At 60.6% G+C, this 16,836-nt stretch carries 22 protein-coding genes; all 22 read left to right on the forward strand.

What is annotated here, in order from left to right; all coding sequences use genetic code 11:
* Positions 1–445 (forward strand): MFS transporter (locus AC1VS5_RS07660; RefSeq protein ID WP_481218257.1); only part of this gene is annotated, 445 nt, incomplete at its 5' end.
* 139 nt (positions 446–584) lie between these two features.
* Positions 585–1,610, forward strand: a complete 1,026-nt coding sequence (locus AC1VS5_RS07665; RefSeq protein ID WP_419044043.1) for a dipeptidase — start codon at positions 585–587, stop codon at positions 1,608–1,610.
* A 731-nt stretch (positions 1,611–2,341) separates the two neighbouring features.
* On the forward strand, positions 2,342–4,207 hold the full coding sequence (locus AC1VS5_RS07670; RefSeq protein ID WP_019127899.1) for an ATP-binding cassette domain-containing protein: 1,866 nt from the start codon (positions 2,342–2,344) through the stop codon (positions 4,205–4,207).
* Between the two features lie 1,027 nt (positions 4,208–5,234).
* Positions 5,235–5,792: a 50S ribosomal protein L5 gene (gene rplE / locus AC1VS5_RS07675; protein ID WP_019127901.1), complete on the forward strand. Its 558-nt coding sequence runs from the start codon at positions 5,235–5,237 to the stop codon at positions 5,790–5,792.
* An 80-nt stretch (positions 5,793–5,872) separates the two neighbouring features.
* The gene (locus tag AC1VS5_RS07680; protein ID WP_022349923.1) at positions 5,873–6,058 is read left to right on the forward strand and encodes a type Z 30S ribosomal protein S14; all 186 of its coding nucleotides are present in this window, start codon (positions 5,873–5,875) and stop codon (positions 6,056–6,058) included.
* 120 nt (positions 6,059–6,178) lie between these two features.
* Entirely contained in the window at positions 6,179–6,577 is a 399-nt protein-coding gene (gene rpsH / locus AC1VS5_RS07685; protein ID WP_022349922.1) for a 30S ribosomal protein S8, read from the forward strand.
* Positions 6,578–6,609: 32 nt separating this feature from the next.
* A complete protein-coding gene (gene rplF, locus AC1VS5_RS07690) occupies positions 6,610–7,146 on the forward strand; it encodes a 50S ribosomal protein L6 (RefSeq protein WP_144687964.1) in 537 nt (178 codons plus the stop codon).
* A gap of 69 nt (positions 7,147–7,215) precedes the next feature.
* The gene (gene rplR, locus AC1VS5_RS07695; RefSeq protein WP_019127905.1) at positions 7,216–7,578 is read left to right on the forward strand and encodes a 50S ribosomal protein L18; all 363 of its coding nucleotides are present in this window, start codon (positions 7,216–7,218) and stop codon (positions 7,576–7,578) included.
* A 14-nt stretch (positions 7,579–7,592) separates the two neighbouring features.
* Positions 7,593–8,123 carry a 30S ribosomal protein S5 gene (gene rpsE / locus AC1VS5_RS07700; RefSeq protein ID WP_019127906.1) on the forward strand — a complete coding sequence of 177 codons (531 nt, stop codon included), beginning with the start codon at positions 7,593–7,595 and terminating at the stop codon, positions 8,121–8,123.
* A gap of 2 nt (positions 8,124–8,125) precedes the next feature.
* Positions 8,126–8,308, forward strand: coding sequence for a 50S ribosomal protein L30 (rpmD, locus tag AC1VS5_RS07705; protein ID WP_019127907.1), 183 nt, complete (start codon positions 8,126–8,128; stop codon positions 8,306–8,308).
* Positions 8,309–8,311: 3 nt separating this feature from the next.
* On the forward strand, positions 8,312–8,761 hold the full coding sequence (gene rplO, locus AC1VS5_RS07710) for a 50S ribosomal protein L15 (protein ID WP_019127908.1): 450 nt from the start codon (positions 8,312–8,314) through the stop codon (positions 8,759–8,761).
* Positions 8,755–10,023 carry a preprotein translocase subunit SecY gene (secY, locus tag AC1VS5_RS07715; RefSeq protein ID WP_022349920.1) on the forward strand — a complete coding sequence of 423 codons (1,269 nt, stop codon included), beginning with the start codon at positions 8,755–8,757 and terminating at the stop codon, positions 10,021–10,023. The genes rplO and secY overlap by 7 nt, the downstream gene beginning before the upstream one ends.
* A gap of 18 nt (positions 10,024–10,041) precedes the next feature.
* Positions 10,042–10,668: an adenylate kinase gene (locus AC1VS5_RS07720; protein ID WP_019127910.1), complete on the forward strand. Its 627-nt coding sequence runs from the start codon at positions 10,042–10,044 to the stop codon at positions 10,666–10,668.
* Complete coding sequence (gene map / locus AC1VS5_RS07725) at positions 10,665–11,453, forward strand: type I methionyl aminopeptidase (RefSeq protein WP_419044046.1); 789 nt, start codon at positions 10,665–10,667, stop codon at positions 11,451–11,453. Before AC1VS5_RS07720 ends, map begins: the two co-directional genes overlap by 4 nt.
* Positions 11,454–11,614: 161 nt before the next feature.
* Entirely contained in the window at positions 11,615–11,833 is a 219-nt protein-coding gene (gene infA / locus AC1VS5_RS07730) for a translation initiation factor IF-1 (RefSeq protein WP_019127912.1), read from the forward strand.
* A 123-nt stretch (positions 11,834–11,956) separates the two neighbouring features.
* Positions 11,957–12,070 carry a 50S ribosomal protein L36 gene (gene rpmJ, locus AC1VS5_RS07735; protein ID WP_006363204.1) on the forward strand — a complete coding sequence of 38 codons (114 nt, stop codon included), beginning with the start codon at positions 11,957–11,959 and terminating at the stop codon, positions 12,068–12,070.
* 15 nt (positions 12,071–12,085) lie between these two features.
* The gene (gene rpsM, locus AC1VS5_RS07740) at positions 12,086–12,460 is read left to right on the forward strand and encodes a 30S ribosomal protein S13 (RefSeq protein WP_019127913.1); all 375 of its coding nucleotides are present in this window, start codon (positions 12,086–12,088) and stop codon (positions 12,458–12,460) included.
* Between the two features lie 14 nt (positions 12,461–12,474).
* Entirely contained in the window at positions 12,475–12,882 is a 408-nt protein-coding gene (gene rpsK / locus AC1VS5_RS07745) for a 30S ribosomal protein S11 (RefSeq protein ID WP_019127914.1), read from the forward strand.
* Positions 12,883–12,903: 21 nt separating this feature from the next.
* On the forward strand, positions 12,904–13,500 hold the full coding sequence (gene rpsD, locus AC1VS5_RS07750; protein ID WP_022349918.1) for a 30S ribosomal protein S4: 597 nt from the start codon (positions 12,904–12,906) through the stop codon (positions 13,498–13,500).
* A gap of 33 nt (positions 13,501–13,533) precedes the next feature.
* Positions 13,534–14,478: a DNA-directed RNA polymerase subunit alpha gene (locus AC1VS5_RS07755; protein ID WP_019127916.1), complete on the forward strand. Its 945-nt coding sequence runs from the start codon at positions 13,534–13,536 to the stop codon at positions 14,476–14,478.
* A 32-nt stretch (positions 14,479–14,510) separates the two neighbouring features.
* Positions 14,511–15,014, forward strand: a complete 504-nt coding sequence (rplQ, locus tag AC1VS5_RS07760) for a 50S ribosomal protein L17 (RefSeq protein ID WP_019127917.1) — start codon at positions 14,511–14,513, stop codon at positions 15,012–15,014.
* Positions 15,015–15,285: 271 nt separating this feature from the next.
* On the forward strand, positions 15,286–16,836 hold a 1,551-nt coding region (locus AC1VS5_RS07765; RefSeq protein WP_481218258.1), incomplete at its 3' end, for an energy-coupling factor ABC transporter ATP-binding protein.

The raw sequence follows: 16,836 nt of genomic DNA on the forward strand, positions 1-16,836 counted from the left end.
GAGTTGGGCCGCCCTCTTCTATATGGGCATCACCGCAGGCCGAGCCGTGAGCGGTTTCATTTCGCTCAAGGTGAACGACCGCAATATGATCCGGCTCGGTCAGGCGCTCATCGCGGTTGCGTTCGTATGCGTGCTCATGCCGGGCGACATGGCGCTCTTCGCGGGGCTTGTGCTCATGGGCTGCGGATGCGCTCCCATCTACCCCTCGACGATCCACGCCACGCCGGCACGGTTCGGGGAGGAGCTCGCGCTCGAGCTCACGGGCATGCAGATGGCGTTCGCCTATATCGGGTCGCTCGCCATGTCGCCGCTCTTCGGCGTGCTCGCGCAGCTCGTCGGCGCATGGATCTATCCGTGGTACCTCGTGCTCTTCCTGGTAGGCATGGTGGTGACGGGCGAGCGCCTGAACGGCGTGGTGCGATTGCGCGAGCGGGCGCGGGCATAGCGCCCGGCCTAGGCGCAGCGCTCAGCCCCGACGCCGTGCCCGGTTGTTGCCGGCGCGCCCGGCCATCGCCGCCGCATCCACCCAGAGCTGGGACACCCGTGCCGGTTCTGGAGCCGAATTTCGTCTTTAAGGAGGCATCATGAGTTATCCCGTATTCGATCTTCATTGCGATACCGCGACCATGCTCGCGTTCCAGAACATGCCCGCAGAGCTCGCGGCTTCAGCTGGCATGTCGGGGCAGGGCGAGCCGCCCGCATCTCCCGATCTCCCTAAGCCGCCTGTCGCCGCGGACCTTGCTGCCGGCGGTTTTCAGCTCACCGCGGATAAGATCGGCGCTACGCCCTGGGCGCAGTGCTTCGCATGCTTCATCCCCGACTCCTTCGAGCCTGCCGGCGCCGCTGAGCTCTGGGAGCACGTATCCGGCTGCCTCGACCGCGAGCTGGCGCGGCACGGCGACCGCTTCTCGGACGTGCGCTCGGCGGCGGACATTCGCCCGGCGCTCGCAGAGGGTCACATCGCGGCGGTGCGCACCATCGAGAACGCTCGGTTGTTCGCGCATGATATCGAGCTGGTGCACGCCTGCGCCGAGCAAGGCCTGCTCATGGCGTCCCTCAGCTGGAATGCCCCGGGTCCGCTCGCGAGCGGCCACGATGCTCCGGAGCTCGGGCTCACCGCAACTGGTCGTGAGGTCCTGCGCCGCATGGAGGAGGAGCGCGTCATCCTCGATGTCTCGCATCTCAACGACGTCTGCTTTGACGAGGTGGCTAGCCTGGCCGAGCGTCCTTTCGTAGCGAGTCACTCCAATGCGCGGGCCGTCTGCGGGCACAAGCGGAACCTCACCGATGCCCAGTTTGCCGAGATCCGCGACCGCGGCGGCATCGTGGGGCTCAACTATGCCGACCTGTTCGTCGTGGACGACCCTGCGGCCACGCCACCCACCTTCGACGACCTCTCCCGGCATATCGAGCATTGGCTCGACCTCGGCGGCGAGCGGGTGCTGGCGCTGGGAAGCGACTTCGACGGGTGCGATCCGGTGCTCGACATCGCGAGCGCGGATAAGATGCCCGCCCTCCAAGAGCACCTTGAGCAGCGCTTCGGTGCCGAGGTAACCGAGGCGCTCTGCGGCGGAAACGCGCTTGCCTTCTTTGAGCGGTTCGGACGGTAAAGAGGCGCTGCCGGCGCAGGCCCGTTTCTTGTCGGGCGTGTCTTCGTCGTTTTGCTCGTGTTGTCGGGCTTGTTCGTAGGCGTTTTTCGGGCGAGATTTGGACGATCGATTCGCTTCCGGGCATATTTCAGACGCTCACCCCGTTCTCGGGCGGGTTTCCGCCATCTGCGTACTTCTCGGGCGGCTTTCGTACGCTCGAAGGCTCGAAAACGTCCAGATGTCGCCCGGCAACGGAGGGAGTGTCCGGATTGCGCCCGGCAACGGGACAAGTGTCAGGATTGCGCCCGAGAAGCCACGCGCTAGGGGCGCATCGGGAGGCCCCGTCCGCGCGATGCGCCGGAATGAGCGCCGATGGATTCATCTGACCCAGCAAGCTCCATGCTACGAGTATCTTGAAAACGTGCGCCACCGCGGCCTTCTCGCCGAATACGTTGTCGAGGCTAAGATGTCCTTGGGTAAGTGTTGCCTCAGTGGCTCATTGTCGTTCTCGTTGACCCCGTCAATCTCACGGTCGGTGCGGTGGACGGAGGCAACGCTCGGTGACGGTTGTCTCCTGATGAAGCCGTGGCTGCAAGCTTCATCGTGTCAAGGTGCCGTGGACAGCCTCTGCTCAAGGACAACTGCGTTCGGAATGAATTGCCAAGCGCAAAGAAATGCTGCATAGATATATACATATATCTGAATATATGATAGTCTAAAATGTAAGTTAGCGCATTGATGGGGGTCATCTTATGGGACGTCAGATTGCGTTATTGATTCGTTGCTCGGGCAAACAGCTCGCGCTTTATGCGATGCTCTTGTTCGTCTCCCTGTCGTTTTCTATGTATATTCTGCTTGACTTCCAAACTGGTTTTGCAGGGCGGCGCATTGAGTTCGAATCCAACATTCAGTTTGTTGGCCAATCACGGGCAAGCCTGGACGATCCAACCATGCCAGATGACCTTAAACAACTTACACAGGAACGTATAGATGCACTCGAGCGGATGGCATCTGCTGAGTCGGATGCCAATTTGATTCGTTCTGCAAGCGCATGTTATGACGTTGAGCTACGCATGCTCGATGCGGGGTATCTGGTGGCAGACGAGCCTGCGCTGCGCCAATCTGCAGAGCTTTTCGATGGGATGAGCCGGTTAGCGAGCCCGCAGGCGTACGATACCTCCTCGCAGTTGCCGGCTGTATTGGTTCTAAGCTTCATAAGCGCGCACGTTCCCTATATTGTCTGGTTGCTACCGGGCGTCTTTGTCGGCCTCATTACATTGCGGTTATTCGATGCGGGCCGTTTGCTTAGCAGGGCACCCGTATCCGGCGTGCAGCGTTTTGCGATCCTGCTCACGTTGCAGCTGGTGCTTGGTGCGGCGTGCGTCGCCATCACGCTGCTGGTGCCGCTTGTTTTCGCGTTGCTGAGGAATGGATTCGGCGATGTGTCGTATCCCGTCGTGTTCTACCAAGGCGGCGAGCTTATGCATCTTACCGCGTTAGAGTCTTCGGCGCGCGTGGCTCTGCTCTACCTGCTTCTGACCATTGCTATATCTCTGTTTTGTCAGTTTGTTCATTGCATGGTGAACCACTCTACTGTGGCAGCTTTGACGGGTGCGGTAGTGTTCCTTTCCCCGATGCTCCTGCAGGCTTTGCTTGCTCAAGAGGGGGGCGATTGGATTCTCTGGTGTCCGTTTATCTATTTCTATATGCCATCGTCTGCGGGCTTCTTTAGCTACAATCCTTCATCGGATGTCTTTCCCGTCGAAGGCGCAAGCTTCGGGCGTGGCCTTATGCTGATAGTGGCTCTCATCGCGATTCTCTTGATAGCCGCCTTTATCGCTGACGTTTTCGTTCGAGGAGTGTCTATTCGTCGCGACAGGCTTGGGTCCCAGGCGACAGGTGCGGACGCTTCCCGCGGATTTGTCCGTGCGTCTCGGATAACGGTAGCGCGGGGTCGCCAAGCCGTTCTCAGCGATTCATCGTTCTCCCTCGACCCCGGGCATGTCGTTGGGCTGGTCGCTCCTAATGGATGCGGAAAAACGACGTTGCTCGAGGTTCTGGCTGGCAACGCGTCATTGTTGAAATCCGGAAGCATCAAAATAGCCGGTGTTCCCTGCTCGCGCAATCCCCAATACATGCAGTGTGTGTTTCTTGTCCCGGGGAATGCCGACTGGATGTACTCACACCTTTCGCCGGATGAGCATCTGGCGCTCGTCACAGCCTTTTGGGGGCAGGCGGCGGGTCGTGTTTACGATGATGCGTGCTCCGAACTTGCAGAGTTTGGACATAAAGCTGTTCGCAAGCTATCGCAGGGCATGAAACAGCAAGTTGCCTTGACCCTTGCATATGTTTCGGGCGCCCGCTGCCTTCTTTTGGACGAAAGCATGAACGCCCTTGACCCCACTCATGTAAAGTGGCATTCCCATACGCTTCGTCAGTATGCGAATGCAGGGGGAACGGTGCTCATTTCATCCCATATTCTCAGCACGCTCGAGGGCCTCTGCGACGATTACCTATTTATTGAAGATGGCGCCGTTTGCTCAAAGCGCCCTGATGGCACCGTGGCAGATTACTATGCGGAGACGTTTGAAAAGGCCTCTGGAAACGTGCTTCCGTAAAGTGAGGAGGGAGGGTTAGACACAAGAAAAAATGCGGAGGAAAAGGAAACGATGGAAGGAACTATAATGCGGATGTTGCTGTACTTGAAGAAGCAAGCCTTTGGGATTGTATCCGTGCTCTTGTTGGCCATCTGTTTCGGCTTCATGGTGCCGCAAGTTGCGGTAGGCTTGGATAGTGTGGCGGAGGATTCGGGAACCATTGAGCCCCGCGCATACATAGATACGGTGGAAGACACTTATCGTGTGTACTTATGCCACAACAACGGAGCTCACAATAGGTCAAAGTACAACGTTAGCTATAAATCTCTTCGTTATAGCAACGGATATTCTTGCACCGGATCACGCTTGACAAACAGCTGGTCTGTGAGCGGTCAGTGCCAATACAATCACACGGGTACCGTCTATATCTATCAATATACGTATTCTGTATGGTAGGCGTACGGGGTGATATGAGGCGTAGTTCAGTCTATTGAGCGATACAGCGCTAATATTGGAGCAGCGTGCTGAAGTGAACCGTCTCCCATTTCTTGGACTAAAAAGCCCTGGAGATGGGAGGCTTTTCTTGGGCGACTTTCGTACGCTCGGAGGCTCGAAAACGTCCAGATGTCGCCCGGCAACGGAGGGAGTGTCCGGATTGCGCCCGACAACCGCGCGAGCGTCAAATCTCGCCCGAGAAGCAGCGCGCTAGGGGGCGCATCGGGAGGTCCCGTCCGCGCCATGCGCCGGGATGAGCGCCGAGGGGGCTGCCCGCCCAGCAACCTCCACACCGCAAGCATCTTGAAAATGTGGATTTCCGCAGGTTGCCAAGGGGCTTCAGAAGTTCTTCTGGCAATTCGTTCCGCAGACGCGTATCATAGCGACCGTATTGCCCGGCTCCTGTCGGTGATTCGTCGTGCCGCGACAGCCAGCGCGGTTCGATGACGGCGGGAGGCGCGAGGACAACCCGACCGGATGCAAAATTTCCTCTGTCCTATTTTCGCATCTGGGAGCGGCCAAGCCCCGTGCTTAAAACCCCAAAGGAGTGAACATGGCTGAAGAGAAGTACGTGCCCCGTCTTAAGACCAAGTACCTCAACGAGGTGAAGGGCCAGCTTCAGGAGAAGTTCCAGTACAAGAACGTCATGATGATCCCGAAGATCGAGAAGATCGTCGTGAACATGGGCGTCGGCGAGGCCGCCACCGATTCCAAAGCCATCGACGGTGCCGTGCGCGACCTGCGCGCCATCACCGGCCAGCAGCCGATGGTCACCCGCGCCCGCAAGTCCATCGCGTCCTTCCGCCTGCGCGCCGGCATGCCGATCGGCGCCAAGGTCACCCTACGCGGCGACCGCATGTGGGAGTTCCTCGACCGCCTCACCGCTGTGGCGATCCCCCGTATCCGCGACTTCCGCGGCATCTCGCCCGATAGCTTCGACGGCCGCGGCAACTTCTCCATGGGCGTGACCGAGCAGCTCATCTTCCCCGAGATCGACTTCGACTCCATCGACCGCCAGCGCGGCATGGACATCACCATCGTCACCACCGCCAAGACCGACGAAGAGGGCCGCGCCCTTCTCGACGGCTTTGGATTCCCGTTCAAGAAGTAGTTCATTCGCCCCGGCTCCGGGCCGCGCGGTTCGTGTGCGGCCCGACCGGTGCATGATAATCCGTGATAGGAGGTAAGTAAGTGGCTAAGACATCGATGATCGTCAAACAGCAGCGCGAGCCGAAGTTCTCGACCCGCAAGTACACCCGCTGCCAGCGTTGCGGCCGTCCGCATTCGGTTTACCGCAAGTTCGGCCTGTGCCGTGTGTGCTTCCGCGAGCTGGCGCTCAAGGGCGAGCTTCCCGGCATCAAGAAGGCCAGCTGGTAAGTCACTACCAGTGCACGGGGTGTGCAGCCCCGGCAGGGAAGATCGTGTACGGCAGGCTCGGTCGCTATGGGTGACCGAGGACCGGTTGCACGAGTTCATCTAGAACGAAGGAGAATCTGCATGAACCTGACAGACCCGATTGCAGACATGCTTACGCGCATTCGCAACGGCAACTCTGCGAACAAGGCCGCCGTCTCCATGCCGAGCTCGAAGAAGCTCGTCGAGATCGCGCGCGTCTTGCACGAGGAGGGCTACATCGAGGGCTACACGGTCGAGGATACCGTGCCCCAGAAGACCCTCACCATCACGCTTAAGTACGGCCCCAAGAAGCAGAAGGTCATCAACGGCATCCGCCGCATTTCCAAGCCCGGCCTTCGCAAGTATGCCGGCGTCGCCGACATCCCCCGCGTTCGCGGTGGTCTTGGTACCGCTATCGTTTCCACCAGCAAGGGCGTCATGACCGACCGCGACTGCCGCAAGGCGAACGTCGGCGGCGAGATCATCGCGTTCGTCTGGTAAGACGACTGGCGAGTAGAAGGAAGGAGAACACCGTGTCCCGTATCGGTAAGAAGCCTGTCCAGATTCCCGCCGGAGTCGAGGTGGCAGTCGATGGTCAGCACGTGACCGTCAAGGGCCCCAAGGGCCAGCTCGAGCTTGATTTCTACGAGAAGCTCAGCATTTCCATCGAGGAGAACGAGCTCGTCGTGAGCCGTCCCGACGATGAGCGCGAGACCCGCGCCCGTCACGGCCTCACCCGCGCGCTCATCCAGAACATGGTGACCGGCGTGTCCGAGGGCTACACCAAGCAGCTCGAGCTCGCTGGCGTCGGCTACCGTGTGCAGCTCAAGGGCAAGAACCTCGAGATGTCGCTCGGTTATTCGCACCCCGTCCTGTACGATGCCCCCGAGGGCATCACCTTCGAGGTGCCCGACAACACGCACATCAACGTGAAGGGCATCAACAAGCAGCAGGTCGGCCAGGTTGCCGCCGAGATCCGCGGCAAGCGTCCGCCCGAGCCGTACAAGGGCAAGGGTATCCACTACGTTGGCGAGCACATCCGTCGCAAGCTCGGTAAGGCCGCTAAGTAGTAGCAGACGCACACCGTGTAAGTCCCGTACCCCGTTAGGTACGGGCAAGATCCTCTAAGGAGTTATCAGATGGATAAGAACAAAGCGAAGGCAGCCGGCCTCAAGCGCCGTCAGCGTCGCGTTCGCGGGAAGATCTTCGGCACGCCCGAGCGCCCGCGCCTGCGCGTGGTTCGCACGAACGCCAACATCTATGCCATGATCGTGGACGATACCCAGGGCAAGACCCTCGTGTCCGCTTCGACCCTCGAGGCCGAGTTCAAGGGCACCCACACCTCCAACAAGGAGGCTGCGGAGAAGGTCGGCGAGCTCGTGGGCAAGCGCGCCATCGAGGCTGGCATCAAGGCGGTCCGTTTCGACCGTGGCGGCCGTATCTATCATGGGCGCGTCAAGGCCCTCGCCGACGGCGCTCGTGCCGCCGGTCTCGAGTTCTAGGAGGTTAGAAGCACATGGCTCGTAATCGAGATAACAAGCAGCGCGAGGCCTCCGAGTTCGAGGAGCGCGTCGTCTTCATCAACCGCGTCGCCAAGACCGTCAAGGGCGGCCGTCGCATGTCCCTCGTCGCGCTCGTCGTCGTTGGCGACGGCAAGGGCAACGTCGGCATCGGCATGGGCAAGTCCGCTGAGGTGCCCCTGGCCATCTCCAAGGCGTCGCTCGATGCCAAGAAGCACATGTTCCACGTGCCGGTGACCGAAGAGGGCACCATTCCGCACGAGGTCGAGGGCCACTTCGGCGCCGGCCGCATCATCATCAAGCCCGCTGTCGAGGGTACCGGCGTTATCGCCGGCGGCGCCGTGCGCCCCCTCTTCGAGCTTGCTGGCATCAAGAACGTTCTCTCCAAGTCGCTCGGCACCGATAACGGCCTCAACATCATCAAGGCCGCTGCCGAGGGCCTCAAGGAGCTCGCAAGCCCCGAGGACGTCGCGGCTCGCCGCGGCCTCACGGTCAGCGAGATGTTCGTGGGCAAGAAGGAGCAGTAAGCATGGCCGATACCATCACCGTCAAGCAGGTCCGCAGCACCAACGGTTGCAAGCAGGACCAGGTCAGGACCATCAAGGCCCTCGGCCTCGGGAAGATCAACCGCACCCGCGAGCTTCCCGACAACGAATCTGTCCGCGGAATGATCTTCAAGGTCAAGCACCTTGTTGAGATTGTAGAGGAGTAAGCAATGCAGCTTCATGACCTCACCCCCGCAGAGGGGTCGACTCACCGCCGCAAGCGCATCGGCCGCGGCAACTCCTCTGGTCACGGCACCACGGCGGGTCGCGGCCAGAAGGGCCAGCTCTCCCGCTCCGGCGGCGGCAAGGGCTCGGGCTTCGAGGGCGGCCAGACCCCGCTCGCGATGCGCCTGCCCAAGCTCCCGGGCTTCCGTAACCCGCGTCGCATCGAGTTCGCTCCCGTGAACATCGCCCGCCTCGACGAGAAGTTCGAGGACGGCGCGGTGATCGACGGTGCAGCGCTCAAGGCTGCCGGCATCATCAAGAAGGAATTCCAGCCGGTGAAGATTCTTGCTGAGGGCGAGACCAGCAAGAAGTTCACGGTTCGCGTCGACAAGGTCTCCGCTGCCGCGCAGGCCAAGATCGAGGCGGCCGGCGGAAAGGTCGAGCTCCCGTGCTAACTGGCCTGAAGAACGCGTTCCGGATCAAAGATCTTCGGGACAAGATTCTCTTCACCATAGCGATGCTCATTGTGTACCGCATCGGTGCACATGTTCCTGTGCCCGGCGTCCCCTTCCAGGGGATGGCGGGCCTTTTGCCGACCGATGGCGCTATGGGGCTTCTTACGCTTTTCTCCGGTGGCGCGCTGAGCTACGTCTCGGTCTTCTCGCTTGGCATCATGCCCTACATCACGAGCTCCATCATCATGCAGCTCCTGCAGAGCGTGATTCCGAGCCTCCACGAGCTTGCCCGCGAGGGCGAGGTCGGCCAGACCAAGATCACGCAGTATTCTCGCTATCTCACGCTCGGCCTGTCCATCCTTAACTCGATCGGCTACCTGTTCCTGTTCAAGAGCTACGGCATCAGCTTCGCTGAGGCCGGTGCTCCCGAGGTCATCTTCGACATCATGGTCGTCGGCACGCTCACCGCGGGCTCGATGCTCATCATGTGGATCGGTGAGCTCATCACGCAGCGCGGCATCGGCAACGGCATGTCGCTCATCATCTTCGCGAACATCATGGCTGGCCTGCCGCAGTCCATCTTCTCCTCGCTTGGCGAGGGCACGATGGGCATCGTCGTCACCGTCGTGATCTTCGTCGTGATCCTGTGCGTGATCCCGTTCATCGTCTTCCTCGAGCGCGGCCAGCGCCGCATTCCGGTTCAGTACGCCAAGCGCGTCGTGGGCCGTCGCATGATGGGCGGTCAGTCGACCTACCTTCCCATCAAGGTCAACACCGCCGGCGTGGTGCCGATCATCTTCGCGAGCGCGCTTCTGTACTTCCCGGCGCAGATCGCGGTCTTCTTCCCCAACGTCGATTGGGTGCTGGCCGTGGCCAACGCGCTTGCCTCGGGCTGGATCAACTGGATCTTGAACGTCGTTCTGATCGTGTTCTTCGCGTACTTCTACACCTCGATGATTTTCAATCCCGAGGACACCGCGGAGAACCTCAAGCGTCAGGGTGGCTTTATCCCCGGCGTTCGCCCGGGCCGTGCCACCGCTGCTTATATCAAGAACGCGCTCAACAAGATCACGCTTCCGAGCGCCGTCTTCCTGGCGGTCATCGCGATCGTGCCGTCCATCATCTTCTCCTTCACGGGGAACCAGCTCATCCAGGCTTTCGGTGGCACCTCGGTGCTCATCATGGTGGGCGTGGTGCTCGATACGGTCGATAAGGTCGAGAGCCAGCTCAAGATGTATAACTACGACGGCTTCTTCAAGTAGGGCGGAGAGGAGTCACCCATGAATATCGTTCTGTTGGGCGCGCCCGGCGCCGGTAAGGGCACCGTGGCCCAGGAGCTCGTCGCCGATTACGGCGTCGCGCACATCTCAACCGGCGATCTTTTGCGTGCTGCCGTGAAGGGCGGCACCGAGCTCGGCCTCCAGGCGAAGCAGTACATGGATGCCGGCGAGCTTGTGCCCGATCAGCTCGTGATCGATCTGGTGAAGGAGCGCCTCGCTGCCGATGATGCCCAGAAGGGCTTCATCCTCGACGGCTTCCCGCGCAACACCATGCAGGCCGTGACGCTCGACTCCGAGCTTTCCGGGCTCGGTCGCACCATCGACTGCGCTCTGCTCATCGACGTCGAGCCCGCGATCATCATCGAGCGCCTCTCGTCGCGTCGCACCTGCCGCGCCTGCGGCCATACCGGTACCGCGACCGAGACCGTCTGCCCCGCCTGCGGTGGCGAGATGTACCAGCGCGATGACGATAAGCCCGAGACGATCCAGAACCGCCTCGATGTGTACGAGAAGAACACGAGCCCGCTCGTGGAGTACTATCGCGGCCAGGGTCTGCTCAAGAGCGTCAACGGCGCCCAGAGCATGGAAGCGGTCTACGCTGACGTAAAGGAAGCGCTCGGTCTATGATCAAGATCAAGACCCCTGAAGAAATCGAGCAGATGAAGAAGGCCGGAGCACTGTCCAAGATGGTGCTCCGGCACGTCGGTGCCATGGTGCGCCCTGGCGTTTCGACCTTTGAGCTCGATCAGCTTGCCGAGCAGATCATTCGCATGCACGGCGGCACGCCCGCGTTCAAGGGGTACGGCGGGTTCCCGGGCACCATCTGCGCATCGCTGAACGATGCCGTAGTGCACGGTATCCCCAACCCCGATGTGATCCTGCGCGATGGTGATATCCTCTCCATCGACACCGGAGCCATCGTCGACGGCTGGGTGGGCGACAACGCCTGGACCTTCTACGTCGGAAACCCCGCACCCGAGGTCAAGGCGCTGTGCGAAGTCACCCTCGACTGCCTCAAGGCGGGCATCGAGCAGGCCGTGCCGGGGAACCGCATCGGTGACATCGGCCATGCCGTTCAAAGCCTTGCCGAGAGCCATGGTTACGGCGTGCTCCGCGAGTACGTGGGCCACGGCGTGGGTCGCGTCATGCACGAGGAGCCCAACGTTCCCAACTACGGCAAGAAGGGGAGGGGCATCACGCTCGAAGCCGGCATGGTCATCGCGATCGAGCCGATGATCACGCTCGGCACGCATCGCGTGAGCGTGGGGCCCGATGGCTGGATCGTGACCACGAACGACCATCTGCCCGCTGCCCACTACGAGAACACCATCGCCATCACCGATGACGGACCGGTTGTTCTCACCCAAGATGCTCAGGGCCCGTGGTGCAGCTTGCAGGGTGGTGTGATGTAGTGATAAAACGAACCCGGTTCGTTTTCTCACAGCATCGGTTTAGGGGCGCACGAAAGAGCGCTCTGCAGGAAGAATGTGGAGCGTTGACGAAAAATACATGAGGTGGTACCGCTCTGCGGTATCATAAGTCGCTGCTGTCGTTTCGAGAGAAAGATGTGCTTGTGAAGAAGGAAGACGCAATCGAACTCGAGGGTACGGTCACCGAGCCGCTTCCCAATGCGATGTTTCGTGTCGATCTGGGTAATGGTCACACGGTTCTCTGCTCCATCTCGGGCAAGATCCGTATGAACTATATCCGCATCCTTCCCGGTGACAAGGTCGTGGTGGAGCTTTCGCCCTACGATCTCACCCGTGGTCGCATCACCTATCGCTATAAATAGGCAGCGCACGCGCGCGACAGACCGCTCAGCTGTCGTGTGCGCAACCAGCCAGGTAATTCACGTCTGCGGCTGGACGAGTACATAGTAGGTTTGTTGGTTTGAGCACAACCGAAAGGAAGAACGATGAAGGTACGTCCTTCGGTCAAGAAGATGTGCGACAAGTGCAAGATTATCAGGCGCCATGGCAAGGTGCTCGTTATCTGCGAGAACCCGCGTCACAAGCAGCGTCAGGGTTAAGAGAGGAGATCCAAGTTGGCCCGTATCAGCGGTGTCGATCTGCCGCGTGAGAAGCGCGTCGAGATCGGTCTGACCTACATCTACGGCATCGGCCGCACCACGGCGTCTAAGATTTGCGCCGACACGAACATCAACCCGGATACCCGCGTCAAGGACCTTACCGAAGAAGAGGTCGACGTCATCCGTAAGTACATCGACGAGAACCACATCATGGTGGAGGGCGACCTCCGTCGTGAGCGTAACCAGAACGTCAAGCGCCTCATGGACATCGGCTGCTATCGTGGCCTGCGTCACCGCAAGGGTCTTCCCGTCCGCGGCCAGCGCACCCACACCAACGCTCGCACCCGCAAGGGTCCGAAGCGCCAGATCGGTGCCAAGAAGAAGAAATAAGGAGCGCTTAACTGATGGCTACTGCTAAGAACAAGCGCGGCGCTGCTACTCGCGTCAAGCGCGCCGACCGCAAGAACATCTCCGTGGGACAGGCTCACATCCGTTCCACCTTCAACAACACGATCATCTCGATCACCGATCCGCAGGGCAACGTCATTGCCTGGAAGTCGGCGGGCCAGGTAGGCTTCAAGGGCTCTCGTAAGAGCACCCCGTTTGCCGCCCAGATGGCTGCCGAGGCCTGCGCCAAGGCCGCTATGGAGCACGGCATGCACAAGGTCGCCGTGTTCGTGAAGGGCCCGGGCTCCGGTCGCGAGACCGCCATCCGTTCCCTCCAGGCCGCCGGCCTCGAGGTCACGAGCATCCAGGACAAGACCCCCATCCCGCACAACGGCTGCCGCCCCAAGAAGCGTCGCCGCGTGTAACTCTGAAAGGATCGCATTACTATGGCAATCGACAGGACTCCTGTTCTTAAGCGCTGCCGCCAGCTCGGGGTCGATCCCATCGAGCTCGGTTACAGCAGCAAGAAGGAATCGAAGCGTCAGCCCAAGCGTCGTCGCAAGGAATCCGAGTACGGCGTCCAGCTGCGCGAGAAGCAGAAGGCTAAGTTCATCTACGGTGTGCTCGAGAAGCAGTTCCACCGTTACTATGAGCGCGCCCGTCGCATGAACGGCGTCACCGGCGAGAACCTGATGGTTCTCCTTGAGAGCCGTCTCGACAACGTGGTGTTCCGTCTCGGCTTCGCCCGCACCCGCCGCGAGGCCCGTCAGACGGTTTCCCACGGTCACTTCACCGTGAACGGCCGCCGCGTCGACATCCCCTCCTATCTCGTCAAGCCCGGTGACGTCATCGCGGTGGGCGAGAAGTACCGTGACCTCCTCCCCATCAAGGAGGCTCTCATCCAGTCCGAGCGCTTCGAGGTCCCCGGCTGGCTTGAGGTCGATATCGAGAAGCTCTCTGGTAACGTGCTCTCGCTGCCCACGCGTGAGCAGATCAGCACCGATATCCAAGAGCAGCTCATCGTCGAGCTCTACTCTAAGTAGTCCATCAGGGCTGCTGAGGCTGGAGGTTAATACATGTCAGAATTCATTAGGCCTCAGGTTCAGGTCGAAGAGATCAACGAGACGTCCGCTCGTGTCTCCGTCGAGCCGCTCGAGCGTGGTTACGGCGACACCCTCGGCAACTCGCTCCGTCGCGTCCTGCTCTCCTCTCTCGAGGGTGCGGCAGTTGAGGCGATCAAGATCGATGGCGCCCAGCACGAGTTCATGACCATCCCCAACATGGTTGAGGATGTTACCGATATCGTCCTTAACGTTAAGGGCCTGGTCTTCCGCGCCACGGGCACCTCGGTGTCCGAGGCCGAGGCCACCATCAACGTCGAGGGCCCGTGCGATGTCAACGGCGGCGACTTCTTCATTCCGGCTGGTTTCGAGCTCGTCAACCCCGAGCAGCACATCGCCACCCTGAATGAGGGCGCGCACCTTACGATGTCCATGCGCATCGGTCATGGTCGCGGCTATGTGTCATACGAGGGCAACAAGCGCGATTCCGATCCCATCGGCATCATCCACGTCGACTCGCTCTTCTCGCCGGTGCGCCGCTGCGCCAAGCTCGTCGAGGCCTGCCGCGTGGGTCAGCACACCGACTACGACCGTCTGGTGCTTGAGATCGAGACCAACGGCGCCCTTTCCCCGCGCGACGCGGTGGTTCAGGCTGCCAACATCATCAACCAGCACATGGCTGCGTTCATGAACCTTGCCGAGACCCCCGAGGTCGAGGAAGAGGTTTCGATCTTCGCCCCTGAGGCCGCGAGCGACAACGCCGAGCTCGATAAGCAGATCGAGGATCTCGACCTCTCGGTTCGCTCCTACAACTGCCTGAAGCGCGCGAGCATTCACTCTGTGCGCCAGCTCGTGGAGTTCTCCGAGAACGACCTGCTCAACATCCGCAACTTCGGCGTCAAGTCGATCGAGGAAGTCAAGGACAAGCTTGAGTCTATGGGCCTAAGCCTGAAGCAGTAGCTCGAGCTTTCATATAGAGGAGATACGAGACCATGCGTCACAACAAGAAGAAGGGCCTGAAGCTCGGCACCGATGCGAGCCACACCAAGGCCATGAAGAAGAGCCTTGCCAAGGCGCTCTTTGAGAACGATCGCATCAAGACCACCGAGACCCGCGCGAAGGCGCTCCGCAGCTATGCTGAGCCCATCATCACCTGGGCCAAGAAGGGCGACCTGCACTCCCGTCGTCTCGCCATCGCCAAGCTCGGTGACAAGGACCTCGTCGCCGAGATCTTCGACAAGGCTGCTCAGGGCATGTGGGCCGACCGCAACGGCGGTTATACCCGCATCATGAAGCTCGGCCCCCGCAAGGGCGACAACGCTCCGATGGTCATCATCGAGATCGTGTCCGAGCCCTGCACCCCCAAGGTGAAGAAGGCTGCTCCTGCCCCGAAGCCCGTTGCCCCCAAGAAGGCCGAGGCTGTCGAGGAGGCTCCCGCCGCTGAGGCTGAGGTCGCCGAGACCGAGGCTCCCGCCGAGGAGAGCGCTGCCGAGTAGCGCCCAGGCTCATGTGAGCTTTTGCAAAGGCCCCGCTCTGCGGGGCCTTTTTCACATTAGCGGTGGTGGCGTCTTGCTTCTGCGTTGGCGACGGTAACGGCGTTGGTGTTTTGTTGCTGTTGAGTTATTGCATGCCGAAGTTCAAACGCGGTACCGCTATATTTCGCTGTGCCGGCGTGTTCGATGCAATAGGTGATGGATGGGCGGAGGCGCGATTGCGCTCTGAGTTTCAAAGATGAAAAGCGCGCTCGATGTTGGAGGGAGGCGTCGCATGATCGAGGTAGTAGATGCCATTGTCGACGGCGCCCTTCACGGCGTCTCGCTTTGCGTCGAGCGCGGCGAGGTCGTTGCGCTCATCGGGCACAATGGTTCCGGCAAATCGACGCTCGGGCGGCTTGTGTGCGGGGCCCAGTTGCCTCAATCCGGTGCGGTTTGCGTCGATGGGGCGTCTACGGCCAATGTGCGGGGGCGTGCCCTTGTGCGCCGTCTGGTTGGCTATGTTGGCCAAAATCCTGCCGACCAGACCGTTTCGACCATCGTGAGTGACGAACTGGCTTTTGGTCTATGGAATATCGGTTGCGCGGAAGGCGAGATTACGGAGCGAGTTGCGAGTTCGCTTGATGCTGTGGGGCTTGCGGGCTTCGAGGACCGTGAGGTGCCATCGCTTTCTGGCGGTGAGCTCCAACGCCTCGTGTTGGCTTCTGTGCTCGCAATGGAGCCTGGCTATCTCGTACTCGATGAGGTGACCTCTCAGATCGATAGCACCTTCCGGTCCCAGTTCAGGAGCCTGGTTGCGCGTCTTGCAGGGCGTGGCGTTGGCGTGGTTCTCGTCACCCATGATCCGCTTGAGGTGCTTTCGTGCAACCGGGTGCTCGTGCTCGATGCTGGCAAGGTGATCTGGTCGGGGGCACCGGGTTCGCTTCTGGTCGATTATCGTGACATCTGGGATTGGGTTTTGCCCCCGAATGACTATGCCGACGCATTGCGGTGTGCCGTTGCCGATGGTTTTGACCTTGCCGGTGGATTTGCTCCGGCTCAACTTGCCACGTGGCTGCGCAGTGTCCGAGCAGATGGGTGCGCCGGTGCAGGGTCCCCACTCGATGCCGGGCTAGATTCGGACACTCACGGCGTTGTCGGGCGTGATTCGGACGCTCACAGCGTTTTCGGGCGAGATTCGGACGCTCAGGTGTCTCAAAATGGCGATTTTTCGCCCGACAAAGGAGCCAATGTCCGAATTCTGCCCGACAACGCCGTGAGTGTCCGAATCTCGCCCGAAAACGGCCTCGATGTTCGAGTCATGCCCGAGAACGCTTCCGGTTCCTCGATTCCGTCTGATGACGTCGGGGCTTTAAGCGCGATTTCCGAAAACGACTGTGGCACTGAGGGCAAGCCTGCGCGCGAAGCGAGTTCCTTGGCATTCAGCCACGTCTCCATTGCCTATGAAAACGCGGACGTGTTGAACGATATCTCACTTTCGGTTCCATCCGGACGGGTGACGCTTATCGCAGGTCGTTCGGGCGCGGGCAAAACCACGCTCGCATGTCTGGCGGCCGGACTCACCAAGGCGCAGTCGGGCTCAGTGCTGCTTGGTGGCACCGCGCCTGTACCGGGCGAAGTTGCCCTGGCGTTTCAGAACCCCGAACAGCAGCTCTTTCTCGAGACGGTAGAGCACGAACTCGCCTTCGCACCGCGCAATCTTGGCTGCTCAGAAGATGAGATTGCGCGGCGCGTGAGCGAAGCGGCCTCGCAGCTCGAGATCAAGGAGCTGCTGCCAAGCGATCCGTTCTGCCTATCGGGGGGCCACGCTCGTCGGGTGGCGCTT

Source organism: Enorma sp. (assembly GCF_982429025.1).

Bases quoted from the DNA above. Each gene is read 5' to 3' on its own strand.
- rpmD (WP_019127907.1), top strand. From the start codon at position 8,126: ATGGCCGATACCATCACCGTCAAGCAGGTCCGCAGCACCAACGGTTGC.
- map (WP_419044046.1), top strand. From the start codon at position 10,665: ATGATCAAGATCAAGACCCCTGAAGAAATCGAGCAGATGAAGAAGGCC.
- AC1VS5_RS07670 (WP_019127899.1), top strand. From the start codon at position 2,342: ATGGGACGTCAGATTGCGTTATTGATTCGTTGCTCGGGCAAACAGCTC.
- rplQ (WP_019127917.1), top strand. From the start codon at position 14,511: ATGCGTCACAACAAGAAGAAGGGCCTGAAGCTCGGCACCGATGCGAGC.
- rplE (WP_019127901.1), top strand. From the start codon at position 5,235: ATGGCTGAAGAGAAGTACGTGCCCCGTCTTAAGACCAAGTACCTCAAC.
- rplR (WP_019127905.1), top strand. From the start codon at position 7,216: ATGGATAAGAACAAAGCGAAGGCAGCCGGCCTCAAGCGCCGTCAGCGT.
- AC1VS5_RS07755 (WP_019127916.1), top strand. From the start codon at position 13,534: ATGTCAGAATTCATTAGGCCTCAGGTTCAGGTCGAAGAGATCAACGAG.
- rplO (WP_019127908.1), top strand. From the start codon at position 8,312: ATGCAGCTTCATGACCTCACCCCCGCAGAGGGGTCGACTCACCGCCGC.
- rpsE (WP_019127906.1), top strand. From the start codon at position 7,593: ATGGCTCGTAATCGAGATAACAAGCAGCGCGAGGCCTCCGAGTTCGAG.
- rpsK (WP_019127914.1), top strand. From the start codon at position 12,475: ATGGCTACTGCTAAGAACAAGCGCGGCGCTGCTACTCGCGTCAAGCGC.
- AC1VS5_RS07665 (WP_419044043.1), top strand. From the start codon at position 585: ATGAGTTATCCCGTATTCGATCTTCATTGCGATACCGCGACCATGCTC.
- rpmJ (WP_006363204.1), top strand. From the start codon at position 11,957: ATGAAGGTACGTCCTTCGGTCAAGAAGATGTGCGACAAGTGCAAGATT.
- rpsD (WP_022349918.1), top strand. From the start codon at position 12,904: ATGGCAATCGACAGGACTCCTGTTCTTAAGCGCTGCCGCCAGCTCGGG.
- rpsH (WP_022349922.1), top strand. From the start codon at position 6,179: ATGAACCTGACAGACCCGATTGCAGACATGCTTACGCGCATTCGCAAC.
- AC1VS5_RS07720 (WP_019127910.1), top strand. From the start codon at position 10,042: ATGAATATCGTTCTGTTGGGCGCGCCCGGCGCCGGTAAGGGCACCGTG.